The organism is Halobellus sp. H-GB7, assembly GCF_030848585.1.
Classification (GTDB): Archaea; Halobacteriota; Halobacteria; order Halobacteriales; family Haloferacaceae; genus Haloquadratum; species Haloquadratum inordinatus.
Window position 1 is genome coordinate 1 of record NZ_JAVDDW010000019.1, and the last position, 24,018, is coordinate 24,018.

Here is a 24,018-nt window from a genome sequence, read left to right on the forward strand (position 1 = left end):
TAGCCGACGCGTCACAGTACCGTAGATGTCACTTTCAAAGAAGGTATTGGAACGGGTCGCGAAGGTCGAAGGGAAAGACCCCGCAGAACTCGACGAGCCGCTGTTCGAGGTGGTCGATCCGGACGCGCTCGATGCGATATTCGAGTCCGGAGAGGGAGGCCCCGACCGAGACGCAGGTATGGTTGACTTCGAGTACTTGGGGTACAGAGTCCGCGTGACGGCCGGAGGCGACGTCCTGCTCAGAGAACGCTCTGAGGTGTGAACTACCCCGCCCTGCTCGGCCTGACGGCCTCGCTGAGGACGGGGCTTCCTGTTTCCAAGACGCGCTTTGCAGGAACCGAATCGGTTCCCGTAGGGAGCGCAGTCTCCGCAGGCATTGAATCGGGGTGAACCACCCCTACCTGATCGAGTCCGCGTGAAAGGATGTTGTACGCCGCGTTGAGGTCGCGGTCCGCCTCAAATCCACATGAGGGACACGAGTGCTCGCGGACCCACAGCGGTTTGTCGGTCGAAACGCCGCAGTTGGAACACTCTTTCGTCGTTCCGCGAGGATTAACCGCGACAAAGTGGGTTCCGTCGCGTTCGCACTTGTACTCCAACATCTGCAGGAACGTCCCCCACGCCGCTCCGGCGCGGTTCCGACTGTTGGACGGGAGTTCCATCAGACCCTTGGCGTTGAGATCTTCGACCGCTACGAGGTCGTATTCCCGAGCGTAGTAGTTCGAAAGTTTGTGGAGGAAGTCCCGACGCTTTCGCTTCAGGTCGGCATAGCGATGGGCTACTACGCGCTGTTGCGTGCGGTAGTTCGCCGAGCCGTGTTCCTTCCGCGAGAGAGCGCGGTGTGCGCGTTCCAGCCGCTCGCGTTCCTCGGAGAGTTCAGGGCCTTCGACGGCGGTTCCGTCGCTGTCGTGGGCATACTTTAGAATCCCTACGTCGATCCCAACGCACTTCTCGGGATACTCGGGTTTTGGCGGCGCGTCGTTCTCGGGTTCAATTCCCAGAACAGCGAACCACTCGCCCGTAGGCTCCTGTTTCACAACAACCTCCTTGATGGTAGCATCGTCGGGAACGTCTCGATGGTGGACCATCGGAATGTCGCCGATTTTTGAAAGAGAGAGTACAGACCGGCCGCTCGTGTTGTTGAGCTTGAAGCCGGTTTGACTGTACGTGATCGAGCGATATTCCTGCGGGCCCTTCCACTTCAATTCGCCGACGCGGTGGCCGTTCTCTTTTCGCCCCTTTAGTGTGGAGAGGTTGTCGTACAGTCGCTGTACGACCTTTTGAAGGACCTTCGAATGAACGTCTTTCAGGTCGTCCCACGTACGTTTGAGGTCGGGGAGAAGCGACTGTTCGGAGTAGGCGGAGGTCCCGTCTACCCGGTTGAGTCGGTGCAGGAAATGGTTGTAGACCTGTCGGCAGGTATCGAGGGTCCACGATAACCGCTCGTGGAGTTCGTCGGTTGGTTTGAGTCGATACCTGTAGTTGTAGCGCATAGTCTACTCGTCGGATGGGTCGGTGACGCGAACGACCTTGACGGTGGCACCACGCCATCGCTTCGGGACGAGGACGTGGGCACCGTTGCCGGTAGGTTTGACCTCGGATTCATGGACTTCATGCCCTTCGATCTCGTACCGATCCATTACTTATGTTTAAACAAAGTAGAAACATAAAGCTACCGATAGCGTGGGCCTGCGGGCCGGCAGTATCGCATTGATGAAAGACGATGACGGCGCTGTATCCCCTCCCTACTCGCTCCCTTCGGTCGCTCGTTGAGGAAGGGGCCTTTGCGCCTGCGTTCAGGTAAAATCCTGTCGGCAGACTACTTCGCGCTTGATCTTACTCGGAACACAGGACGGATTCGCCCGAGCAGACACGTTTGCCATCACTCCCGTCGCGTCTCACAGCCCCGAAAGAGCGTCCCCGTTCGCTCGCGTCACTCTGTCGACTGGAGTGGCGAATCGGTCCCGTCGGTCCGACCCATTCGACCCGCCGCCGTGTGCTGCTGTTCCGATGCGGGGACGACATCCGTACCCTCGCCCGCCGCGAGTCCGTGGGGCGGCATATTGTTGTACACTGTCTCGTACTCGACGAGGTCGGCCTCATCGAATACGACAGCGACCAGCAACTCGTCGAGAGCGGCTCGGAGTTGCAGTCCGCCTTGGAGATTCTGCGCTACGTCGAGTGAATACGTCTTCTCGTACTGCGAACCATAGCGGCAGTAGATCAGGGTGCAGCGTCCGCTCTGGTTCGCAAAAACGGAAGTCCGACGAACTCGCCTCAAACGCTACTGCCACGGATTCGGGACGAGATCCGCCTGGATCTCCGCGCCGACTTCGATCCGGCAGTCGGATCGAGGTTCGGCCACACACAGCAGGACGTACCCGTCACGGCGGTGACGAGGTTTCAGCCCGCGGGCGCGTTCGATGTGGACTAGATCGCCCGACAGGAGTCGGCCGGTGCAGGTACCACAGGCGCCGTAGAGACACCCGAAGGGAACGCCGAGTCCTGCCCGCTCTGTCGCATCGATGACCGTCTCTCCGTCGGCGACGTCGATCGTCGCTTCGCGGCCGTCGCGCCACCGTAGCGTGACCTCGTGGGGCATCTACTGCCAGACGTCGCTGGTGCAGTCGCCACCGGGCCATCGGATCTCGTGAGCGCGGGCCGGGCCACCCGGAGCGTCGCCGAAGTCGACGAGGAAGTCCTCGTCGAGTTCCATCCGCCCCTTGTCGGGGTAGACGTCTGCCTTCAGCATCACCGACCCCTCTGATCCAATGTCGGGGTAGAACTGGTTGTCCCACGAGGAGAACAGCGACGTCGTCCAGTAGACGCGCTTGCCGTCCCGAGAGAGCTGTAGCATCTGGGGTGCGCCGCGGATCTCGGTGCCCTGCACCTCCTGGCGGTCGCCGAAGTTGCCGCCGGCCCAGATGCGGTCGACCAGCCGCGGATTGCCGAAGTCGCTCACGTCGTACATCCGCATATCACCGTGGAGCCAGTTCGAGAAGAACAGATACTGGTCGTCCAGCGAGAGAACGATGTCTGTCACGAGGCCGGGGACGGGCATATCCCAGTCGGGATGTTCGCGGTCTTCGACGTCGATGACCGTCTCCCACTCCCAGACGCCGTCGCGGCCCTCCCAGAAGCGGAGAATGTTCGAAGAGAGCGCAGCACCCACGTAGCCCTGCGTCTCCTCAGGGTCGTGCGGCATTCGAATCTCGAGGGGGATCAGCCCCTCCTCGCCGAACGTCAGCGTCTGTTGGTGCTCTTTGGTCTCCCAGTCCCAGATGTGGATGCTGTCGCCGTATTGTCCCGCCTCGACGTCGTCGAGGTCGAAGCCGGGATAGTAGGTCCTCGGGGCTGCCCACTCTGTCGAGATCATCACGTTGTGGCGGGGCTGATACCAGTAGTCGTAGTTCATCTCCATCTCGCCGCGGTCGGCCTCCCAGTGACCGTCGATAGAGAAGTCGTCCTGATCGAGTTGGAGAAATCCACCGGGAAGGTCACCGTTTGCGTCGCCAAGCATACTGATGACGACTTTGCCGCCCGGAACACAGTGGACGGTATGAGGTGCCGAGAGGTCGTGCTCGAACACTTCCTCGGGTTCGATTACCTTCTCGATGCTCGGATCACGTGGATCTGTGGCGTCGAGAATGTGGATTCGAGAGGAGCGCTGGCCTGGGACGATCAGGTGATCGCGGGCGAGTCCTTCAGCGTGACACGACGACGAACAGGCGTTCCAGCCGAAGTGGTGGAGTTCGTCGCCTTTGTTCGGCATCTCGATGGTGTCGATCAGCTCACTGTACGTCTCTGAATCTGGATCGACGTCGACAACGCCGACGAAGTCGGGCGCGTCGACGTCCATACCGACGCGAGGCGCCATAACGAACGCCGTCTTCTCTCGTTCGGACTCCGTCCGCATCGCCGCCGGTGTCGGGTACCCCGGACCTGCTACCTCGTGGTGATCGTGACCGGGCTCTTCCGTCGAATGACTTGGTTCATCGGTGCTCATAGCGAACACTAATACATAGACAACAATGATAAATAATAGTTAACTTTATTTTTGCTGTGAGCCGAATTGCTTCGGCTCCCGATTAAGAGGTCCAACTCGGACTGTTCTGTCCCGATTTCTAGTACGTGCAAATTCCGACACTGCCGCAGCACCTCGCACGGTGAACCGCCTCGGGGTCAAGTGGTTCGAGAATCTCCGATTCTCGTCATCACGGAAATCGAATATTTCCGTATGACCCCGAGGCACTCGCCTTGCTTATCTGTAGCAGCGATCTGGGAACACGACGCTCGGTAAACTACTCCATCAGCGCTAGCGCCTCGGTCCGTAGGGGTAGCCTTGGGCAACGCAGACGTGGAAACGCCCTCTACTGGAGGCCCCGATCACGCTATTAGCGTCGGGTAGAGCGGGCGCTTAGAGGCGGGAGATGGCAACGAAACTACCAGTATCAAATCTAATAACTTTTCAAAAATAATAAGGCGGACGGATCGGCAGGTATGTCTATCGTAACCAAGAAACGTCCGCGACGCTGTGGGGGGCGTCTTCCGGTCGGTCAGATTTGTTTGTGCTCTTAGAACAATGATGTCACAACGGACCCAGCTCGAAGCCGATGTACAGTCTGTCGATATTGGGTCGACCGAGACGACAATTACGGTGCTGTTCGTTGAGGACGACGACGCGTTCGCCGACATCGTCGCGACCTATCTCGAGCGGGAGTTCGGGTTCGAGGTGTACACCGAAACGAGCGCGAAAGATGCTCTCGGCCGGCTCGACAGCGAATCCAAGATAAGCTGTGTCGTCAGCGACTACGCGATGCCGGAGATGGACGGATTGGAGTTCCTGGAGGCGGTGAAGGGTCGGTATCCCGACCTTCCGTTCGTGATGTTCGCCGGGCAAGGATCCGAGGAGGTTGCCAGCCGCGCGATCCAACTCGGGGCCGACGACTACCTAGAAAAAGACACCGGCGAGACCAGATACGAACTGCTGGCCACCCGGATCAATAGCTGTGTGACGATCGCCCGCCAGCAGCAGAAGTTGCAGGACCTCTACACGGCGATGGAGCACGCCGGTCACGCGATTCTCGTCACTGACGCGGATGGGACGATCACGTACGCCAATCCCACGATGGAGAGCATTTCAGGCTACAGTCTAGCGGAGCTCCGCGGGCAAACGCCCGCCGTCCTCGGTTCCGAAAAGCAGGACGAGGAATTCTACGAGGACCTCTGGGAGATCATCCTCGACGGCGAGGTCTGGACAGGCGAAATCGTGAACCAGCGCAAAGATGGCCAAGAGTACGTCATCGATCAAACCATCTCGCCGATCACAGAGGAGGGCGAGATCACTGGCTTCGTCGCCATCAACCGAGATATCACCGCGCGGAAACAGCGCGAGCGGAACCTCCAGTTCTTCGAGCAAGCGATCGAACAGGTGGGAACTGGAATCGCAGCCTACGACGAAATGGGGACCATCCTGTATGCGAACCAGGCGTACGCTGACATTCTCGGGACAACATCAGAGGACCTCAACGGCCGGCATATGGCGACCGCGAATCCCCGGTTCGACGTCACCCGGTTTGAGAGCTACTGGAACTCCTTCGAGAACGGAGAGTCACGACGTCGAGAAACGCTCCACGAGCGGTTCGACACCGGTTCGACGGTCCCGGTCGAGACCGTGACAACTCACGTCACTATCGAGGGCGACGAATACCACATCGGAACAGCACAAGACATCACAGAGCGGAAAGAGCGCGAGCGTCAGCTCCGGGTCTTCCGTGAGGCCGTCGAACAGGCCGGACACGCAGTCGTGATCGCTGACAGTGACGGGACGATCGAGTACGTCAACCCCGCGTTCGAGGAGATGACCGGTTACGCCCGCGAAGAAGCCATCGGCCAGACGCCAGCGATCCTCAAATCCGGGGAGCAGAGCGACGACTTCTACCGTGATCTCTGGGAGACGATCCTCAATGGCGAGGTCTGGACGGGAGAGATCACCAACGAGCGCAAGGACGGCAAGAGGTATATCATCGATCAGACTATCTCGCCGCTCACAGACGACGGAGAGGTCACCGGGTTCGTGGCCATCAACCGCGACATCACAGAACTCAAACAGCAACGGCTCGAATTAGAGCGACAGAACGATCGATTGGAGAAGTTCGGCCGCACTGTCGCCCACGACCTTCGCAATCCGCTCAACGTCATCGAGGGCTACCTCGACATAGCCCGCCTCGAGGACGATCCGAAAGAGGCACACGACGAGATCCAGCGGTGCACCGATCGGATGGCGGCACTCATCGAAGAGCTACTGGCGCTGGCTGAGCAGGGAAAGACCGTCCTCGACCCGGAACTGGCGTCGCTGGAGTCGGTCGCAACGGCTGCGTGGGAGAACGTCAACACCAACGAGATGGAACTCCAAATCGTCGACGACGCCGAGTGTCTGATGGACGACTCCCGAGTGACACAACTCTTTGAGAACCTCTTTCGGAACGCGCGGGAACACGCTGGCGACGACGTGACCGTGCAACTGGGAACGATAGATGGGGGATTCTATCTCGAAGACGATGGTCCCGGAATCCCGCCGTCAGATCGAGATAGCGTCTTCGGTTCGGGCTTTACGACCTCCGAGGACGGGACAGGGTTCGGTCTTGCCATCGTCTGTCAGATCGCCGACGCCCACAACTGGCAGGTCGAAGTGACTGCAGGGACCGACGGTGGGGCCCGCTTCGAGTTCCGGGGAGTTGACTGCGCCTCCGATAGGGAGTGATACTGTCGGACAGACGTTCGTGAATCATTCTGGCACCAACGGGGTGCCGATGATTTTCACATCGTTCTATCCGACAGTATGAGCCCGCAAGACGATCTGATCCACTGGCGCGGGACCCGACAAGGCACTTTCACACTTGAGCAGGGAGGAGATCCCGTCGACGCCCTGCCAGCCGAACTCGAAGCCCCGCACAACCGGCAGTGACCGGGAATCAGGTTATCAGGCCCGATAACCGATAGTGATGTTTATCCACTCTCTGTGAGGAAGGACGAATATGAATACCCCTGAACAATCCTTTACCCGGAGTTCGAGCGGAATCCCGGGACTGGATTCGCTTCTCGAAGGTGGGTTCGTAGACGGCCGTCTATATCTAGTTTTGGGGGTTCCTGGCACTGGCAAGACGTTGCTTGGGACGGAGTTCCTCTGCGAAGGTCTCTCGGCCGGTGAGACAGTGCTGTTCATCCACGGCGAAGAATCTGCCGACGACCTTCGCGCGAACGCGGCCGAACTCGGAATCGACATCCGCGGCGCTAACTTCCTCGATGTCGGGCCGGAATCGGACTTTTTCAAGCGGGCGCAGTCCTACGACGTCGTCGATCCCCAGGACATCGAAGACGGGAACCTGATAGCCGAAGTCCGCGATGCGATCGAGGAACTGGATCCGGGTCGCGTACTGATCGACCCGATTACGCAGTTCCAGTATCTCGAACCGAGCGAGTATCAGTTTCGCAAGCGTATCATCTCGTTCGCACGATACCTGAAGAACCGGGGGACGACCGTCCTCGCCACCAAGACGCCGCACGCGCAGATGGATATGCAACTCAGATCGCTCAGCGACGGCGTCATCGTGCTCGAATACGAGGACGAAAAAGAAGGCCGTCGGATCCACGTCCCCAAGCACCGTGGCGTCGGCCAGCGAGACGGCAGGCACGGGCTAGAAATTCGGGGGGGCGGCCTGCAGGTATATCCAGCGCTGCAACGTGAACGGCACGCACGGACCTTCGAGCCGGACCAGTTCACGTCCGACATTTCCGAACTCGATTCCCTCATCGGTGGCGGGCTCGAACGGGGGACGGTGACGATCATCACTGGTCCCTCCGGCGTCGGCAAAACGACGACTGCCACCGAGTTCCTCGCGACAGCCGCGGCAAACGGCGAGCGGGCGCTCACGTATCTGTTCGAGGAGTCAATCGAGACGTTTACCTACCGATCAGAGGCTTTCGGGCATCCGATCACGCGGTTGCGCGAGGAGGGATCGCTCTTCGTTAACGAAATTGACTCGCTCACCCAGTCGCCGGAAGAGTTCGCCGACCGAGTAGTGACAGAGGTCCAGGATAACGCGGTTGAACTCGTCGTAATCGACGGGATCGAAGGGTACAAAACGGCCATCAAAGGCGCAGGCGAGGCCGTCGAGTTGCGGCGTCGGCTCCACGCACTCACACAGCACCTAGTGGATATGAACGTCTCCGTTATTCTGATCGACCAACGAACGACCGTGACGGGGCTCCCGGAAGCGACGAGCGAACACGTCAGTTATATCGCCGATAACATCGTCTTCCAGAACTACATCGAACTCGAAGGGGAACTCCAGCGTATCGCCGGGGTTCTCAAAAAGCGTGTGGGCGGCTTCGAGACGGTTCCCCGCCGGTATACGATCACTGCCGATGGCTTGCAGATAGGCGAACCGGTGACGGGCATCCACGGCGTACTCAACGGAGTTCCGGAGCGCACGAGCGAAACTACGGACCGTTCACGCTGATCACGAAGATGGCCCAGATTCAGCTGTTACTCGCCGGAGCGGGAAATCGACAGGCACTGGCGTCACTCGTATCCGAACACCACACGCCTGTCACCGCCGAGGAGGTCCAAGAGGCCGACCTCCACATAGTCGACGAGTCGTCGTTTCCGCAGTACCGCGACGAACTGGAATCGTATAAGCGCCGAAAAGAGCCGGTGTTTTGTCCGGTGGTCCTGATTCGACGTGAGAAGTCGCCGGTCTCGGTCACGCTTCCCGATATCGAGTCCAGCGACCGTCCTCTCGTTGTCAACGACGTGGTGACGGCGCCGGTCGGCAAGCAGGCGCTCTTCCGGACGATCTCGAATCTCCTCGTCCGGCGGGCGCAGACGAAAGAGCTCGCTATGGACCTCAAAGAGCAGAACGAACAGCTCCGCGAGGAACGGCGGAAGTATCAGACGCTCGTCGAACAGAGTGAACACGGGATCGCCGTCGCACAGGACGGCGAGTTCGTGTTCGTCAACGAGCAGATGGCGACGATCGTCGAACGAGACTGTGAGGCTCTGGAGGGAATGACCCTCGAGTCGGTCATCGCACCGGAGTATCAACGGCTCGTTCGCAGACGTCACCAGCAACGAACGAGGGGAGAATCTCCGCCAACCCAGTACGAAATCGCCGTCGTAACGCCCCGGGGAGAGCAAAAAGACATCGGGCTGCGAGCGTCACGGATCACGTACGACGGCGAGCCGGCGGTGTTGGCTCTCTTTCGGGATATCACCGCACAAAAGGAGCGCGAACGGGATCTCCGGCAGTTCAAAAACGCCGTCTCACACGCCGGCCACGCGATTATGATGACTGACACCAACGGCACGATCGAGTACGTCAACCCGGCGTTCGAGGAGATGTCGGGCTACACGGCCGCGGAGGCGATCGGTGAAACCCCGCGCATCCTCAAATCGGGCGATCACGACGAGGCGTTCTACCGCGACCTCTGGGAGACCATCCTCGAGGGCGAAGTCTGGACGAGCGAAACGGTCAACGAACGCAAGTCGGGCGAGCGGATCATCCTTAACCAGACCATCGCTCCGATCCAGAACGGCGATGACGAAATTCAGGGATTCGTTGCTATCCAAGACGACATCACTGACCACCGACTGCGGGAACAACAACTCGTCGTCTTCGATCGGGTGCTCAGACACAACCTCCGCAATAAGGGGACTGCAATCCAAGGATACGCCGACATTCTGGAGCAGACGCTCAGTGACGAACAGTCGGTCGAACACCTGCGTACGATCCAGGACAATATCGACTCCCTGCTGGATATCAGCGAGAAAGCACACCACGCCAGACAGATCTTCGCAGACAACATCGAGGAAGCCGACTCCGTTTGCGGGCTAGAAGCCGGTCTCGAGCGGATCCGTGACCGTGTGGAATCACAGTACACGGAGGGGAATGTCGTCATCCAGGAACTGCCTCCGGAGACAGTCGAAATCGACTCGCGTGTGCTGCCGGGCATTCGCGAGTTTGTCGAGAACGGCGTCAAGCACTCGGATGCCTCCTTGCCACAGGTTGAAATCGCCGCCTCAGTCGACGAGACGACTAGTACGATTTCGGTGGTCGATAACGGTTCTGGAATTCCCGAACAAGAGCAGCGCGTCATCGAGGCCGGAACCGAAGAACCGCTCGAACACGGATCGGGATTGGGACTGTGGTTCGCCTACTGGCTCGTCAGTTACGTCGGCGGAGACATCGACATCCGAACGAGTGATGTCGGGACCATCGTCGCGATGACGATCCCCATCCGATAGGCCAGCGCTCCGGCCGAAGAGATGCCGTCTAGCAGATCTATAGCCGTTTCCAACTGATCGTGCACGTGATCGCCCGACGGCGTGCGGTCACGTGAGTGAAGGCGTGCACTCAGTAACTGATGTCGAACTGGACTGCAGCACTGTGCGTGCCCACCCACGAATGAGCGCGGTTTCCCAATACTATTTTAGGAAGAATCCTAGGTCCTGATATGGCGGACACACCCGTCGGTGCAATCGACACTCTCCTGGCGGACGCGACAGCGGAAGTCGACGATCCAGAAGTCCGATACAAACTCAGAACCGCACGCCAGCTAACGGATGTTATCGAACAGCATCACGACGACCTCGTTGCGGTAGCCGTGGATGCGACCGGCAGTGACGAAGTCGAAAAGCAACTCCACGCGCGGAGACAGGGCGAGTAACTGTTTCTGGTGGGGGACGCAGGAGAGCTCCAACACCTGAAGGACCCCGGTAAGTGGCGGTTGCGGACGTCACCCCGGGATAATTGCAACTGTCTCGATCTCGACGTGTAACTCCGGATCGATGAGTTGATCTACAGGCGGAGCAGGCCGAGTGCCTCGGGGCTTGACCGCGAGGGTGAAGGCCGTCGAAAGACTAACGAAATCACGGTTCGTACAGTTGTTACAGTCAGAAACCCACAAAGACGGGTTAAAGACCTTAACCCAACGCTGACTGAGACAATTTGGAAATGCGACTCCTCTCAAAACCCGCGTCTTTGGCGCGGTGCGACGGGAGTTGTCGGGCGGGGTGGAGCCGCCGACCCTCACGGACGCATCGCACGTTCGGGTGTGAATTCCAGCCGACCCATCTCGGGAAGGTCGAGGGGAATTAAATTCGCCTGCGTCCATCCGTCCGTTTCTGGACGGTCTGGACAAAACGGTGAAGCCTCGGGGCTTGTCCCCGAGGTACTTCACCTCAATCGTCTTCCAGAGTCGAAAGTCGAGCCTGGATTTCATCAGCATCCGCCTTCGAGAGGGCTTCTACGCCGAACTGCACGAGGAGCGGGTAGAAGTGCCGGTTCTTTTTGAACTCGTCTTGACCCGCTTTTCGAAGCGTCAGCTGTGATTCGAGATAGGTGTCCTCCATCTCATCAAGAATGTTGTCCGGGATGTAGATGGTTCGCCCGTTCCACTCGTCCTTGATGTTCGTTTTCGTCTCACTCGTTTCACTCGTTTCGTTCGTTTCGTTCGAGTCCGATGATCCAGCCGAGGAACTCGTTTCACTCGTTTCGTTCACTTCACTCGTTTCGCTTGCATCGGCTTCGCCGTCCTCGTCGTCGTAGTTGCCCTCGATACCGGAGGCATCACCCCAGCCGTCAGTCATACGTCTACCTCCGCAGGTGCCGTCTTCTCGAACGTCTCGTCGAACAGATCGGCGATCTCGTTGAACAGGTCCCGCGCGTCTTCGACCCGCTTGTTCTCTTTCCCGAAGCCGAAGACGGACACGCCGTCACCGATCGATTGCGAGAGGTCGGTGCGCTTTGGGATCTCGAAGACTGGGAGCGAGTACGCCGATTTGATCTCCTCGATTGTGTTCCGGTGTTCGGAGTTCTGCTCAACACGGTTACACACGATTGCAAGTCGGTTGATGTCACCGTACGCTGGTTCAAGCGAACCCAACTGCTTCGCGAATATCTGAAGACTGTTGGCGTTGAGTTTCTCGGGGATGACGGGGATGACGACGTTGCTGGTCGCGACGAGGGCGTTATCGGTGAGGACGTTCAGCGAGGGTGGCGTATCGACGATGATGTAGTCGTAGTTCTTGTCGAGTTCGTCGAGTGCCATTCCCAGCCGCTCACGACTCTTCGGAGCTTCGAGTAGCGTCTGGATGTTTTTGTTGTTCGCGAGCTTCTCACTGGCTGGTAGGATGTCGAACTCCTCGTGTTCGACGATGATGTCGTTCACCGACTCCATCTGATCGAAGTCGAGGACGTCGAAGAGCGTGGTCCGATCGGTGTCGTAGTACAGACCACTGTAGCCGAGAGAGCACGTGAGACCGCCGTGATAGTCGATGTCGACGAGGAGGACGTCGTAGCCGCGTGCTGCGAGTGCACCACCAGTGTGAATGACGTCGGTTGTCTTTCCCGCACCACCTTTCTGATTCGCCACCGTGATTCGTGCCGTGTTAGTTTCGCTCATTCTTCTTGTTCCTCTCAATCAGTTCGTTTGATTCGTTTCTTTCATTATGCTCGTTTAGTTCGGTGCATTCAGTGAGGGATTTTCACTTGGTGAGATGATGACGACGATGTTAAAACCACCCGTTCGTTGTACTCGTTGAATCGAACTTATTCGTTGAGTTCGTTACTCTCATTTCATTCGTTTTTAACCGAGCCCCTTCGTTCACCTTTCTCGTCCCCTTCGTTACCTTCGTTTTTCTCAACGACTCTTTCGTATTCGATACGTCGACGGGAGTTCATTGCTGTAAATACATTCGTTCCGGTCACTGTTCTCGTTTTATTCGGTGTTTTAGTTTCATTCGTTCTTCTCATTCTATTCGTTACGTTCGTTTCTACATTCTCAGGCATCTCGGCTGATAGCGGTGGGGATTGTCCGACTCTTTCTCGAAGTCGATTGCGCTGTGCCGTGCAGCACCGCTGGATGCAGCCCCCCTGAGTTGATTCCTCCGCGATGAAGCCCGTCGAAGAGTAAGGCTGCCCAGTTCGATGAGAATTAGAACGTGTGCAGACCACTTATACCGCTCTTTCAGAGCGGTCGAGAACACTCCGAACAAGATCCGCGATCTCCGCTTCCGACATCGGATCGACATCGACGCGGGACCCGTCAGCAGTATAGAAGACCCCTGCAGTCACGTCCCGGTCAGGGAACCACTCGTTCAGGACGTGGTAGTACACGCTGAGTTGCTTCCGGTACTCATCCGCGGCGTGCCGTCCGAGGTCGGTCTTGAAGTCGATGATCTCCACGGCATCGGGACGAATGTGCACGAGGTCGACGACTCCTGAGATGGTGACCTGCTCCCCATCGATGGTGAGTGGGAGATATGCGTCCTCCTCGACCCGTAGTTCTCCGCCAAGCGAGTCTAGGAACGATTTGATATGACGCTCGTCCTCGTTCGAGGGCTCGACGCCTTCTTCCAACACGTAGCGTTCAGCGAACTCGTGGGTCTCCGTCCCGAACGCGGTCCCTCTCCCGTCGTCGACGTCCTCGAACACGTCGTCGCGCATCAGCGTGTGTGGCGAGTGTCCGACTGGACCTTCTGGCGTCGGCACGGAAATCTGTAAGTGTGACTGCGTCGTCTCGCTGACGTCGTCTGCCCGAACGTCGGGTTCCGGTTCCTCCAGGTCGACCGGGAGTTCCTCGATGAACGTGTTCGGAGACTCACCTGCTGCAAACACGAGATGGCTCTCTGCCCGGGTCATCGCGACGTAGAGCAAGCGGCGTTCCTCGTCGTACCCACGCGGCAGGCACTTCTGCAAGACGTCGGCCCGCCAGTTGTCGTGAATGTGGGGATACCCGTGGTCGTCGGCGTAGAGCTTCCGCTGGCGTAACCCGATCGGATCGTCGAACGTGATGACGTTACTGTTCCCACCCGACGGTGGGAAGCGACGAGCGTTCATATTCGCGAGCACGACGATGGGGTGTTCGAGCCCCTTCGCCGCGTGGATGGTCTGGACGGTCACCGAGTTCAGACCAGCGCTCGCGTGGACCTCGTGGGTGCTTCCATCATCGATGCCGCGTTCGATGAACCGAATGAGGTCTCCTCGGGTCAACGTCGTCGCGTTGTGGACAGACTGTATCGTCGTCAGCAACACGTCGGCGTAGGCCCCGTCGTAGTCGTACTGAGAGAACACGCGCTGGGCAACGCCACCGACGGTCTCCAGTGACGCGAGCTCCGACTCGAACGCCTGCATATTGTTGGGATACTTCTCGCTCTGGAGGACGTGTTTGACCTCGTCGAGCGTGTACCCGGCTTCCTCGAGTACGACCGCCCAGCCTCGCTCGAAATCGGATTCGAGGATCCGCAGCCACGCCAAGAGGATCTTTGCCGGGTCGGAACGGAACAACTCGATGCCACCCTCGTACGCCATCGGCAACCCATACTCCTCGGCAACAGAGAGGAGTTCTCGGCCGAAGTCACGAGTCCGGGTGAGGACCGCGATGTCACCGTACTCCGGGCAGCGAAGGTCGCCGTCCTCCTCGATCTGATACGCGTCGTTCCCGACGATCTCCTGAATCTTGGTCAGGACGGTCTCGTGTTCGTCTTGGTGTTGGACCGCCTCTATGTGGGAGTTCTCGTGGGCAGTACTCGAAGAGAGCGACACGATGCGGTCTCGGACGGCGGCCTCGTCGACGTCGTCCGTGCTCCCCGCGGGTGTCACCAGACTGTGTTCGGAGAAGTCGAGGATGTCCTGCGTCGACCGATAGTTCTCGACGAGCTCGATGTCGATGATCGGGCGTGTCGCCCACGACACGCGCTCGTGGTCTTCGTTGAGCTCGTCGACGAACCGATCCAGTCGAGACTCGAATTCGGTGATGTTCTCCACGGCAGCGTACTGGAACGAGTAGATGCTCTGTTTCCAGTCGCCGACGACACAGACGTTGTTCGTATCCGCGAGCAAGAGTGCGAGTTTGAACTGGATCTCGCTGGAGTCCTGAAACTCGTCGATCATCACGTACTCGAAGGCGACGTCGTCGCGGAGTCGGTGATCCTCACAGAGTACGACGAACGCGAACAGTTGGAGGAATCCGAAATTGAGGTAATTGCGGCTGAGCGCGAACTCTACGTACTCGTGGTAGACGTCGTGGACAAAGTTCTTGAGATCCTCTCGCTGTTCCTCGAACGCGAGCTGAGCGACGGCAGCAGGCACCTGCTTTTCTCCCCATCCGCCGCGAATCGCCTCTTTCTCGGGGGCGTCTGGGAGATAGCACTTACCCTTCCCGTAGTCGCCAAGCTTCGAGCGCAGCTTGGACTGCTTGCTCCCGTCGTTTCTAGGTTGGTTCTGCTCGTCGAAGATTTCTCGGAACGACTTGAAGTCACCATCCAGATATCGCTCGCCGTTGCGATACCAGCCCTCGGCCGTCGGGAAGACACCTTTCGCCGCAAGCTGATTGATCAATCCGAGAAGTTCGACTGGGTCCTCGACGGCGCGGAAGAAGTCGTCGTACTCGGGGTGATCGTCGCTGAAGCGCCGGACGAACTCGCGGAACTGCGCCTTCTCGACGTTCTCGTCTTCGAGGACTCGCGTCGATCCGGTGATGCGGTCGTCGATGCCGAGAAGCGTCGGTGCCTCGAAGCCGTGCTCCATCAGGATGTCGTGACAGAGGCTGTGGAACGTCTGTATCGGCGCGTCAGAGAGTTCACGCATCCCGTAGTCACAGTGGGCGACGATTCGGTCTTTCATCTCCGCGGCCGCGTTGTTGGTGAACGTCACGAGGAGGACGTCCTCGGGCTCGACGTCGTCTTGGTCGACGATTTCGGCGTAGCGGCGGGTGACCGTGAACGTCTTTCCGGTCCCGGCACCGGCGTCGACGACGTGGATTCCCTGTTTGCTGTCGATGAGGTCTTGCTGACGATCGTTCGGCGAGGTCATCGCGATCCATCCTCCAGGATACAGTCCCGGTTGTCCACGTACCGGTAGTTCGGGTCGCCGGAGAGCCCCTGTACCGGGAAGCGCTCCTCGCCGGCACGGCGGGTGTTCAATTCTGAAAGGCGTTCTTGGACAAACTGCTCGAACGCGTCCACGTCGCCGGTGAAGTAGTTCTGGTTGCGAATTCGAAGCAAGTGTCTCAGTGCCTGCTTACAGCCGTTTTTCACGTACTTGTAGTCTCCAACGTCAGCAATCAATCGCGCCGTGAGTGCGTCGGCGAACTCCGATTCGATGAGTTCGTCGCTGTCGCGGGTGTCTGGGAACTCCTGGCCGTCCAACACAGACCGATACACCTCGTACGTCGATTTCGAGAAGGTCTTGTTACAGTCGTTCGCGGCGTCTTCCTGCAGCTCGGTGAAGACAGCGGGGCTCGCGATGTACTCCTCGTATGTGACGGGATAGTAGGTCACCGTCGTGAGGCAGTCCTCCAGAGTGTTCTCCCCTGTCACGACGTCGTCGAGCGTCTCCAGGAAGTGGAAGAACGTGAACTGCAGTTCCTCATCTGGGTGCTCAGTCCGCTGGTGGGCGAGATAGAGGAGTGCTTGAAAGTTCGGTTTGTCGCTCGGGGGATCGACCGCCGAATGCTTGACGACAGAGTATGCCGACTTCTTCGAGCCGCTCTTGTAATCGAGGAGTCGGGTGGGACTGTGAACGAGGTCGATTTTCCCCTTCAGTCCGAGGTCGGTGTTCTCGAACCAGCGTTCGGTGTGGGAGGACTCGATGGGACGGTCGTAGTATTCGGCGAAGAAGTTCTCGCTCCGGCCACTGTCGGGCGTCGCCAACCCATCGCCCTGCGGCGGGTTCGTATCGAGGTATTCGGCGATCGTCTGGAGCCCGACGCGGTATTTGGTGCGTCGGACCTCTCGGTCGACGCCGCGGAGGAACGGATCGACTTCGTCGAGAATGAGAGTCGCGACCTCCTCAAGTGTCTCGGGTGTGACGACGCCTGGATGCGAGACGTAGAACTCTGCGAAGTCGTGGAACAGATTGCCCTCCCTGAAGTGGTCTTTGTCCGGGTTGTCGAGGAGTCGACTGAAGAAGTAATCGCGGGGGGAGTTGACGTACGTATTCAGACTGGACTGGCTGAGTGCGCTGACGTCTTCGGGAGAGACATCGAGCGGTTCTTTCTCGAACCCATCCTGCGTCGGTCGCGATGTTCGTGAATGTCGCAGTGAGTCCAGGTCACTGAATTGGTCGAACTCAGCATCGAACAGTTCCTCGAAGTACAGACACGGAGTGACGGGCGTTCCACCGGCGGTGTCCTGCACGAGGTAGTACTGCTCGACACCGTTCTGTAGGAGTCGTTGGAACTGCCGGATGTTCCGCTCGAACTCTTGATCGTTATCGACCCACGGGCGGCGGGGCGACGAATGCGTCCATCCCTCGTCGAGCCCGAGATAGAACACGACGGTGCGGTCGACGTGCCCGGCTGATTTCGCATCGGCCAGCAGAACGCCCTCGTTTTCGCGATCGACCGGGACGTCGTAGGACTGTAGATAGAATTCGAGTCGGTCAACCGCCGGTTCGGTGACGGGATCGTCGAGGAGGCCGAGCGTCGAAAGTTCGTCTCTGAAGGCGTCGACATCGGCATCGATGACGGCCTCGAATGCGTCGGTGGCGTCCGCGAAGGTGCAGGAACGGACCTCCTCACGGAACTCGTGGAACCACTCGATTCCCGAGTGGTCGAGGTCGACGAGCCGCTTCTCGTCGTGCTCGATGTCGATTGGCATCCCGAGTTGGGTGAGGAGTGGTCGAACGTCGCCAACTCGCGTATCTCGGCCAGCGCGTGCACTTCGGAGGAGTTGCAGAAATGCGCGGTGGCGAGTATCGTCGCTGAACCCCGGGCCGCCGTAGTAGGGGATGTCGGCTGCGTCCAGCGCCGACTCGATGAGCGGGGAATACTGACTGGCAGCATCGAGGACGACGGCCACGTCGTCGGCGTTCTCCTGCGTTACGGTATCGAGGACAGTATCGACAATTGCGGCCGGCGAATCGAGGATTCGGAACGGTGGCTGATCGAACGGGTCCTCAGAGAACGGGTCGATCGTCTCGTAGGTTGGGGGAAGAATCGAGCGTTCGAGTTCGGTGAGTTGCTTTAATCCGACGACAGCGACCGACGTGTCGGCGTCTATCGTGTACTCGGTAAGCCGTTTGGACGTCGTATCCATCTCCGCGATGCAGTCGACCGCAGTGTGCGTCGGGTCCGTCGCGAACTGCTCGTAGTCGAGAACGGCTTCGGCCGTCCCCTGGTACTCCCAGCACTGGAGGATGTTCCCGACCGCGTAGGACGCCTCCTTCCAGTCGAGATCGGTCGCCTTGATGACTTCGAGAAACGCGAGCCGGTCCTCGGCCTCTTCTCGCCGTCTGGCAGCGAGTCGACGTGGTGTGATCGCGAAAGCTCCGAAGTGGGGGTGGTCGAGACGCCGGTTCAGGGCGCTTGCCATCGGCGCATCCGGCACGAGCACGAGGTCGAACTCCTTGCACTCCTCGTAGAGCGAATCGATAGACTTCGCTCGCGTAATTGACACGGACTATCGGACTCAGGTGGGTTTCAAAAATGTGTCGTCAAGACTGCTCGGATGGGTGCATCACGCGCTCATCAACACGTTGGCCACGACGTAGAGGTCTCGAGTAGAACCGTATTACGCAATCTGGAGTCGGATAATAACAGTCTTTATCCCTCGCTAATCACTCTGTAGTATTGTGAGAAATAAACAAAATCAATCGACAGGTCGGATCGGACCTCTTACCCAGATCCAGTGGCTAGCAGTTGTGTTAGTCGTCATTACTGGCGTCCTCCACGTGTATGCTGGTATCGTCGAGGGCCGGGCTCCTGTTGCACTCGCAGGCGTCGGCTACGCTGGTGCACTTGTGCTCTTTTTCCTCGACTACCGCCGGCGAATGCTCTACCTGATCGGGATTCCGTATACGGCCGTGCAGTTCCCCCTCTGGATCGTGGCCAAGTCAGAGTACGGGATGATCGACTACGTTGACAAGGCGGTCCAGGTCGTCTTGATCCTCGTGTTGATCTACCTCTATCTGACCACGCGGTCCGAGTCGACCGGGAACACGGCAACGACGGTGGACTGATACTGTCGGACAGCAATTCGTGAATCATATTGGCACCCACGGGGTGCCGATACTTTTCACATCGTTCTGTCCGACAGTATGAGCGAGCGAATTTCCGGGGCGTCTGCCGCGCTCAGTTATCTCGAATCACCATTATCTTCACTCGGTTCACGCCGTCGAAGTCACGGAGGCGGTAGGTCAACTCCCGAACGCGGTCGCCGGCCCCCTGGCAGAATAAGGATTCGAGACACCACTCGCCCTGGTGTGTGTGACTCGTGTTGAGAATCACATCTTGATACTCGTGTTGGACCGCGTGGAGTTCTCCGATCACCTCGTGATGGCGGTAGTCGAAGGCGACGAGCGCGATAACGTCTCCGCTGAGGTCTTCGAGTCGAGAATGCGATTCGATGTACTCCTGCATCGCCTCGCGAACTGCTCGGGACCGATTATCCAGTCCCTCGTCTTGCCAGACCCGATCGAACTCCTCGAGGATCGCATCCGGGATATTGAAACTCGTTCGCATCGGGTGCTTTTCGGACTACCCGTACAAGAGTCCCGAGTATGCTCTCTCTGTGAGTCGACAGTCATAGCCGCTATCTCTCGATGGGTGCCTCCCAGAGCAAGATTCCAACCGAGCCGACGATCAGCACGATACCGGCCACAGCGAGTGCGAACAGAGGCGAGACAACGTCGGAGATGACGCCACTCCCGAGTTGGAACGGGACGACGGCGAGGCCACTGACCATCGCCATCGCACTGAGCACGGTCGCCCGGCCCATCGTCTCGATGCGGTCGTTGATGTACTGGCCAGCGAACGACCGCGTCACGTCCGAAAGCCCGCGGATCAGCAGGAACGTCGGCAGCGCGAGTACCGGCACGAAGTACATCCCCACCAGTGCGCCGCCGACGACGAAGGGCAGCCACAGAAACCACGTTCGGAGCCCGAGGCGCGCACGAATCGCACCAGTGTAGTAGCTCAGCCCTGCGCCGAAGAGACTGTACGCCGCGTAGAACCACCCGAGCAGTGACCTCACTCGCGACTGCGAGACGCCGAAGTCGAGGACAATCGTCTCGAAGATCGGTTGAAGAAACACGAACACCAGATACGTCACTGCCGCGTAGAGGACGTAATAATACAGCACGAACGCCCGTATATTCCGTTGTGAGATGGTCCGTCGGATGATCGAGAGCGTACGACGAAAGCTCAGTTTCGTGGAGTCCGTTCGTTCGTAGGTCGCGGGCTCGTCTATCGTCAGGAGGACACCCACGCCAGTTGCCGTGACCCCGGCAGCGACGAACCATGGATACGACAGGTCGATACTGCCCAGGTAGCCCCCGACGATCGCCGCTCCAGCGCCGATCGCTAGGGCGACGGATTCGCCGCGGCCACGGACGTGCGCGAACTCGTCCTCGGAGAGGTCGTCGGTGAGCGTATCGTACAGCCACGCGTCTTCACTTCCCGAGCGGAAGTTGTAGCCCATCGACCAACAGACGTACAGAGCCGCGAGCGCCCAGAACGAACTGGATAGTCCGATTCCGAGCAATGTGACCGAGATGAGCGCGGTTCCGGTCAGGAGGCTGTTGCGCCGACCGATCCGGTCACCGATGTAGCCAGTCGGAATTTCACCTAGCAGCGTCGTCAGATTGTATATCGCTTCGAGGATGGCGATTTGCGTAAAATTGAGCCCCTGAGCGAGAAAGAAGAGATACATAATTGGCCGATAAAACTCGACGGCCTTCGTCGATTTGTAGAGATAGTACTTCAGAACGCTCGCTGGAGGAAGATCAGATGCACTCCAGAATAGAACAGCCATACTGGTGATGGATATTCTGGAGAAATGGATGTTGTGTTATGATTTATCTGAAATTTCGTAATACGGCTCCATCGAGTGAGTAGAGTCGGGATTCATTATCCGCTATTCCTGGTCTGACACACTCTGCGATACCGATGCTTCCTGCACAGCATAGTGGGGCGTGTTGGACCGTGTATGCCCTTGCTGCTGATCATCCGAACGCTGAAGAACACTGCCTACGCGTCGTGTGATAACTGTGGTCGAGTACGAGCAGTGCAGATATACCCACGAAATTAGCGATGGGCACTGAGGTCGAGATCTTCGAGCACACAGACGCCAGCGAGTGGTCGTGTCACCACCCATCAGGTGACGACTCGAAGTATTGCCTGTTTCAGATAGAGTTCTCGTTGTCTGGCCGGTTGCGGATCTGTCGTCGGGTGCTGTGGGCGAGAAACAGTTGCAGAGTGGTGTTACAACACGCGAGTGATACTGTCGGACAGAACGATGTGGAAATCATCGGCACCCCGTGGGTGCCAATATGATTCACGAACTCTTGTCCGACAGTATGAGACATCCGCGCTCAGGGGATGGCAGTACGGTTCCTTGGATGCTCACTCAGTGAGACGGGTGGTCCTCAAACAAGCCGGGCATCACCACCGCGACTGGAAGAATGAGCACCGCGATCCCCAACAGCAATAGCGGTCCGAGCTGTGGATCTAGCCCGATAAATGATGCAACTGCTGTTGCGATCGGGCGCGTTTCTTTCTCGAGGCCTTGGCCAGCGATCCCAGTCGATGCGATCGCGATGCCGGCCGTGATGAGGGCTGGTGGACCACCCGCTTTCAGCGCCCGAACAGGTCGATTGGCGGGGCCTTGCTTAGACATCTGTGGTAATCTCCTGGAGTATTGTCAGGCTCATTGTGAGACTTAGTTGATGAACTCCCGGGCAAGCGGGTACTCCCAGGAGGTTCCGAAGATCGCTTTGATCGTTGCAACGAGCGTGAATAGACTTGTCAGAAGCCACGCCAGCCCGGCAGCGAACAGTAACACCGTCCCCAGCAGGCCGACAATATTGGCGAGTGGCCCGGGGAGTGGTGACCACGAGACCATCTCGCCGCCAACTGTCATCGTATCCGCACCCAAGAGGAACGTCAGGAACGCACCGAAACTGAGAAGCAACACCGAAAAGTGCCAGTTCAGCGCGTTTCGCGCGTTCGCTTTGGTGAACGCGTGATCAGAGACGAGGTACACGATTCCAGCTCCGATAACCCCTGTAAAGAGGGCTAATAGATGGACAGCGATACCACCGATGGAACGTTTGGTTAGCAGTTCGGGACCACGATCGGGCGTCATTGTATCTGTATCCATATGTGATGTGTGATGGGGAGGATAGCTTCAGCTCGATTCACGTCGTCGGCAGGAGGTGTAACGGGCCAAACCGACTGCGGACCCGATGGACGATTCGTTCGGTGACCAGCAGAATGCCGCTGAACACGAGTACGTTGAACGCCGTCGCCCACAGTGCAATATCGCTCTCGAGGCCGGGATCGAGACCCAGGATGGTCAACAGGCTTCCAGCAGCCAACAGGGCGAGTGACAACTGAAAGCCAGCGAGAACGAGTGTTCGCACCCCGACTGTATCCTGTAGTGTCAGGAAGCCACGAGTGGAGAGCCGATCGAGCGGGGACTCGGCTGTGAGTGCACGTTTCCCTTCCGGCGAGAGTGGCCACTCCGAGTCGGGATACTTGATGTAGTAGAGGGTGACCGAATCAGGATACGCTTCGGTCGCCACTACATCGAGCTCCTGGAGTTCATTTAGTCGGTTCCGAACTGTGGCTTTACTCACATCGGGTTTCACGCGCGAGGCGAGTTGCCGACTCGAAAAGAACGGCCGGTCGGCTTCGAGCATCGTCTCGACAACGTGTTCTTGTGTGAGCGTGTTATCGAGATTACTGTCGATACGCCTGTCAATCCAGTTCGGGGTGGGGACCACAGCGAACTGACGTATGACAGGGGGATAGAAAAAATGCCGTCCAGATTTCGCGGCCGCAAAACGGTGTTTGTAGCCCTTGAAACGGCTAAATCAGAGCTTAAGTGTGGAATACGACCGGCACCCAGGGCCACAGCACCTACTGAGACGAGCGGTAAACGACCCTCCCCTACTTCGCTCGGGGTCTAAGGACCCGCTCGCTCGTTGAGGGAAGGGCTTTCGCGTGGACTCCCGTTCTACGCCTCACCAGAGGCGGGAGGGTTGTACTCCCCGCTCACGTTCAGCGTCCCGCGATTCAAGCGCACGTCTACGGGTGCGCCTCCGTCGTCTGCGTTTTGCCGGCGACGGAGATACTGCAGTCCAATGTTCTTTGCCGCGTTGTAATCGGCGTGGTTCTGGTAGCCACACTTCAGGCACTCGAAGTCCTCGCCGTCGCGATTGTCCTCGTGGGTAAATCCACACGTCGAACACCGTTTCGACGTGTTTCGTGGGTCTACCTGGACGGCTTCGACACCCTGCTCTGTGGCCTTGTATGCGACGTATTCGTAGAGACGGCGGAACGCCCACAGGTGGTGCCACGACGCCTCTGGCACGTTCTCACGAATGTCCGTGAGGTCCTCGAATACGATATGCGAACAGTCGTGTTCGACCGCTTCGGCTACGAGTTCGTTGGCGACGCGGTGTAGGTACATCTCGAAGCGCCCTGCTTCTTTCCGTTTGACACCTGCGATCGCCTCGTGTGCGGCCCGCGTCCCACACTGTTGGAGGTCGCCACGCCGTATTTCGTACTCGCGTTTCCAGTGGGTGAACTCGGCTGCCGACCAGAACCGCCCGGTGGAAGCGACCGCGAGTTGGGTTACACCGAGGTCCACACCGAGGACTGTTCTGTGCCCGGTGGGTTCGGTGTCGTCATCGTCTTCTTTGAGCATCGACGCGTGCAGATACCACTCGCCGTCACGTCGATGGAGTGTCGCCCGCCGAAACGCGTAGTCCTCGTCGGCGACGTACTTCGTCGGCGGTGTCTCGGCATCGTCAGGAAGGATGTAGTCGCACTCAACTCGTCCGTTGACGGTCGACAGTGACACGTGGTCACGGTGGAACGTGGCGCTTCGCTTGTCGTAGATGGCGGTATCGGCCGTGAACGTCGGCCGGGACGTGTGTTGGCCATTCTTGAGGCGTTCGACGCCGCTTTTGGTGGCTTCGACGGCTTGGCGAATCCCCTTCTGGACGAGGT

At 58.6% G+C, this 24,018-nt stretch carries 22 protein-coding genes; 8 read left to right on the forward strand and 14 right to left on the reverse strand.

What is annotated here, in order from left to right:
• Window positions 1–25: 25 nt before the first annotated feature.
• Window positions 26–262, forward strand: coding sequence for a HalOD1 output domain-containing protein (locus tag RBH22_RS17345; RefSeq protein ID WP_306678596.1), 237 nt, complete (start codon window positions 26–28; stop codon window positions 260–262).
• A gap of 1 nt (window position 263) precedes the next feature.
• Here RBH22_RS17345 and RBH22_RS17350 read toward each other — a convergent pair whose 3' ends face one another.
• Both RBH22_RS17350 and RBH22_RS17355 read right to left on the reverse strand, forming a co-directional pair.
• On the reverse strand, window positions 264–1,493 hold the full coding sequence (locus RBH22_RS17350; RefSeq protein WP_306678598.1) for a transposase: 1,230 nt from the start codon (window positions 1,491–1,493) through the stop codon (window positions 264–266).
• Between the two features lie 3 nt (window positions 1,494–1,496).
• Window positions 1,497–1,640: a DUF2080 family transposase-associated protein gene (locus tag RBH22_RS17355; protein ID WP_129115280.1), complete on the reverse strand. Its 144-nt coding sequence runs from the start codon at window positions 1,638–1,640 to the stop codon at window positions 1,497–1,499.
• A gap of 356 nt (window positions 1,641–1,996) precedes the next feature.
• On the opposite strand from RBH22_RS17355, the gene RBH22_RS17360 reads away from it, so the two are divergent.
• Window positions 1,997–2,185 carry a hypothetical protein gene (locus tag RBH22_RS17360; protein ID WP_306678601.1) on the forward strand — a complete coding sequence of 63 codons (189 nt, stop codon included), beginning with the start codon at window positions 1,997–1,999 and terminating at the stop codon, window positions 2,183–2,185.
• A 99-nt stretch (window positions 2,186–2,284) separates the two neighbouring features.
• On the opposite strand, the gene RBH22_RS17365 is transcribed toward RBH22_RS17360, so the two are convergent.
• A complete protein-coding gene (locus RBH22_RS17365; RefSeq protein WP_306678603.1) occupies window positions 2,285–2,602 on the reverse strand; it encodes a 2Fe-2S iron-sulfur cluster-binding protein in 318 nt (105 codons plus the stop codon).
• Window positions 2,603–4,006: a selenium-binding protein SBP56-related protein gene (locus RBH22_RS17370; protein WP_306678605.1), complete on the reverse strand. Its 1,404-nt coding sequence runs from the start codon at window positions 4,004–4,006 to the stop codon at window positions 2,603–2,605.
• 579 nt (window positions 4,007–4,585) lie between these two features.
• On the opposite strand from RBH22_RS17370, the gene RBH22_RS17375 reads away from it, so the two are divergent.
• From RBH22_RS17375 to RBH22_RS17395, 5 genes are all read left to right on the forward strand, one after another.
• Window positions 4,586–6,763, forward strand: coding sequence for a PAS domain S-box protein (locus RBH22_RS17375; protein ID WP_306678607.1), 2,178 nt, complete (start codon window positions 4,586–4,588; stop codon window positions 6,761–6,763).
• A 78-nt stretch (window positions 6,764–6,841) separates the two neighbouring features.
• Complete coding sequence (locus RBH22_RS17380; protein ID WP_306678609.1) at window positions 6,842–6,967, forward strand: hypothetical protein; 126 nt, start codon at window positions 6,842–6,844, stop codon at window positions 6,965–6,967.
• Window positions 6,968–7,037: 70 nt separating this feature from the next.
• Window positions 7,038–8,522 carry an ATPase domain-containing protein gene (locus tag RBH22_RS17385; protein WP_306678611.1) on the forward strand — a complete coding sequence of 495 codons (1,485 nt, stop codon included), beginning with the start codon at window positions 7,038–7,040 and terminating at the stop codon, window positions 8,520–8,522.
• 8 nt (window positions 8,523–8,530) lie between these two features.
• The gene (locus RBH22_RS17390; protein ID WP_306678613.1) at window positions 8,531–10,306 is read left to right on the forward strand and encodes a PAS domain-containing sensor histidine kinase; all 1,776 of its coding nucleotides are present in this window, start codon (window positions 8,531–8,533) and stop codon (window positions 10,304–10,306) included.
• A gap of 209 nt (window positions 10,307–10,515) precedes the next feature.
• A complete protein-coding gene (locus RBH22_RS17395; protein ID WP_306678615.1) occupies window positions 10,516–10,728 on the forward strand; it encodes a hypothetical protein in 213 nt (70 codons plus the stop codon).
• 514 nt (window positions 10,729–11,242) lie between these two features.
• Here the strand turns inward: RBH22_RS17395 and RBH22_RS17400 are convergent.
• The 4 genes from RBH22_RS17400 to RBH22_RS17415 form a co-directional block, all read right to left on the reverse strand.
• Window positions 11,243–11,650, reverse strand: a complete 408-nt coding sequence (locus RBH22_RS17400; protein ID WP_256289369.1) for a hypothetical protein — start codon at window positions 11,648–11,650, stop codon at window positions 11,243–11,245.
• On the reverse strand, window positions 11,647–12,465 hold the full coding sequence (locus tag RBH22_RS17405; RefSeq protein ID WP_256289370.1) for a ParA family protein: 819 nt from the start codon (window positions 12,463–12,465) through the stop codon (window positions 11,647–11,649). Before RBH22_RS17405 ends, RBH22_RS17400 begins: the two co-directional genes overlap by 4 nt.
• Before the next feature lie 551 nt (window positions 12,466–13,016).
• A complete protein-coding gene (locus RBH22_RS17410) occupies window positions 13,017–15,875 on the reverse strand; it encodes a UvrD-helicase domain-containing protein (RefSeq protein WP_306678618.1) in 2,859 nt (952 codons plus the stop codon).
• On the reverse strand, window positions 15,872–18,460 hold the full coding sequence (locus RBH22_RS17415) for a PD-(D/E)XK nuclease family protein (RefSeq protein WP_306678620.1): 2,589 nt from the start codon (window positions 18,458–18,460) through the stop codon (window positions 15,872–15,874). Before RBH22_RS17415 ends, RBH22_RS17410 begins: the two co-directional genes overlap by 4 nt.
• Window positions 18,461–18,635: 175 nt before the next feature.
• On the opposite strand from RBH22_RS17415, the gene RBH22_RS17420 reads away from it, so the two are divergent.
• Window positions 18,636–19,022: a hypothetical protein gene (locus RBH22_RS17420; protein ID WP_256289373.1), complete on the forward strand. Its 387-nt coding sequence runs from the start codon at window positions 18,636–18,638 to the stop codon at window positions 19,020–19,022.
• 112 nt (window positions 19,023–19,134) lie between these two features.
• Here RBH22_RS17420 and RBH22_RS17425 read toward each other — a convergent pair whose 3' ends face one another.
• The 6 genes from RBH22_RS17425 to RBH22_RS17450 form a co-directional block, all read right to left on the reverse strand.
• Window positions 19,135–19,524, reverse strand: a complete 390-nt coding sequence (locus RBH22_RS17425) for a CopG family transcriptional regulator (protein WP_121570525.1) — start codon at window positions 19,522–19,524, stop codon at window positions 19,135–19,137.
• A gap of 70 nt (window positions 19,525–19,594) precedes the next feature.
• Window positions 19,595–20,713: an MFS transporter gene (locus RBH22_RS17430; RefSeq protein ID WP_306678628.1), complete on the reverse strand. Its 1,119-nt coding sequence runs from the start codon at window positions 20,711–20,713 to the stop codon at window positions 19,595–19,597.
• A 696-nt stretch (window positions 20,714–21,409) separates the two neighbouring features.
• Window positions 21,410–21,679, reverse strand: a complete 270-nt coding sequence (locus RBH22_RS17435; protein ID WP_121570528.1) for a hypothetical protein — start codon at window positions 21,677–21,679, stop codon at window positions 21,410–21,412.
• A gap of 42 nt (window positions 21,680–21,721) precedes the next feature.
• The gene (locus RBH22_RS17440) at window positions 21,722–22,162 is read right to left on the reverse strand and encodes a DUF4870 domain-containing protein (protein ID WP_306678624.1); all 441 of its coding nucleotides are present in this window, start codon (window positions 22,160–22,162) and stop codon (window positions 21,722–21,724) included.
• A 37-nt stretch (window positions 22,163–22,199) separates the two neighbouring features.
• Window positions 22,200–22,787 carry a hypothetical protein gene (locus RBH22_RS17445; RefSeq protein ID WP_121570529.1) on the reverse strand — a complete coding sequence of 196 codons (588 nt, stop codon included), beginning with the start codon at window positions 22,785–22,787 and terminating at the stop codon, window positions 22,200–22,202.
• 233 nt (window positions 22,788–23,020) lie between these two features.
• The coding region (locus RBH22_RS17450; RefSeq protein WP_306678626.1) for a transposase at window positions 23,021–24,018 on the reverse strand (998 nt) is incomplete at its 5' end.

Bases quoted from the DNA above. Each gene is read 5' to 3' on its own strand.
- RBH22_RS17345 (WP_306678596.1), top strand. From the start codon at position 26: ATGTCACTTTCAAAGAAGGTATTGGAACGGGTCGCGAAGGTCGAAGGG.
- RBH22_RS17350 (WP_306678598.1), bottom strand. From the start codon at position 1,493: ATGCGCTACAACTACAGGTATCGACTCAAACCAACCGACGAACTCCAC.
- RBH22_RS17355 (WP_129115280.1), bottom strand. From the start codon at position 1,640: ATGGATCGGTACGAGATCGAAGGGCATGAAGTCCATGAATCCGAGGTC.
- RBH22_RS17365 (WP_306678603.1), bottom strand. From the start codon at position 2,602: ATGCCCCACGAGGTCACGCTACGGTGGCGCGACGGCCGCGAAGCGACG.
- RBH22_RS17370 (WP_306678605.1), bottom strand. From the start codon at position 4,006: ATGAGCACCGATGAACCAAGTCATTCGACGGAAGAGCCCGGTCACGAT.
- RBH22_RS17375 (WP_306678607.1), top strand. From the start codon at position 4,586: ATGTCACAACGGACCCAGCTCGAAGCCGATGTACAGTCTGTCGATATT.
- RBH22_RS17380 (WP_306678609.1), top strand. From the start codon at position 6,842: ATGAGCCCGCAAGACGATCTGATCCACTGGCGCGGGACCCGACAAGGC.
- RBH22_RS17385 (WP_306678611.1), top strand. From the start codon at position 7,038: ATGAATACCCCTGAACAATCCTTTACCCGGAGTTCGAGCGGAATCCCG.
- RBH22_RS17390 (WP_306678613.1), top strand. From the start codon at position 8,531: ATGGCCCAGATTCAGCTGTTACTCGCCGGAGCGGGAAATCGACAGGCA.
- RBH22_RS17395 (WP_306678615.1), top strand. From the start codon at position 10,516: ATGGCGGACACACCCGTCGGTGCAATCGACACTCTCCTGGCGGACGCG.
- RBH22_RS17400 (WP_256289369.1), bottom strand. From the start codon at position 11,650: ATGACTGACGGCTGGGGTGATGCCTCCGGTATCGAGGGCAACTACGAC.
- RBH22_RS17405 (WP_256289370.1), bottom strand. From the start codon at position 12,465: ATGAGCGAAACTAACACGGCACGAATCACGGTGGCGAATCAGAAAGGT.
- RBH22_RS17410 (WP_306678618.1), bottom strand. From the start codon at position 15,875: ATGACCTCGCCGAACGATCGTCAGCAAGACCTCATCGACAGCAAACAG.
- RBH22_RS17425 (WP_121570525.1), bottom strand. From the start codon at position 19,524: ATGCGAACGAGTTTCAATATCCCGGATGCGATCCTCGAGGAGTTCGAT.
- RBH22_RS17430 (WP_306678628.1), bottom strand. From the start codon at position 20,713: ATGTATCTCTTCTTTCTCGCTCAGGGGCTCAATTTTACGCAAATCGCC.
- RBH22_RS17435 (WP_121570528.1), bottom strand. From the start codon at position 21,679: ATGTCTAAGCAAGGCCCCGCCAATCGACCTGTTCGGGCGCTGAAAGCG.
- RBH22_RS17440 (WP_306678624.1), bottom strand. From the start codon at position 22,162: ATGGATACAGATACAATGACGCCCGATCGTGGTCCCGAACTGCTAACC.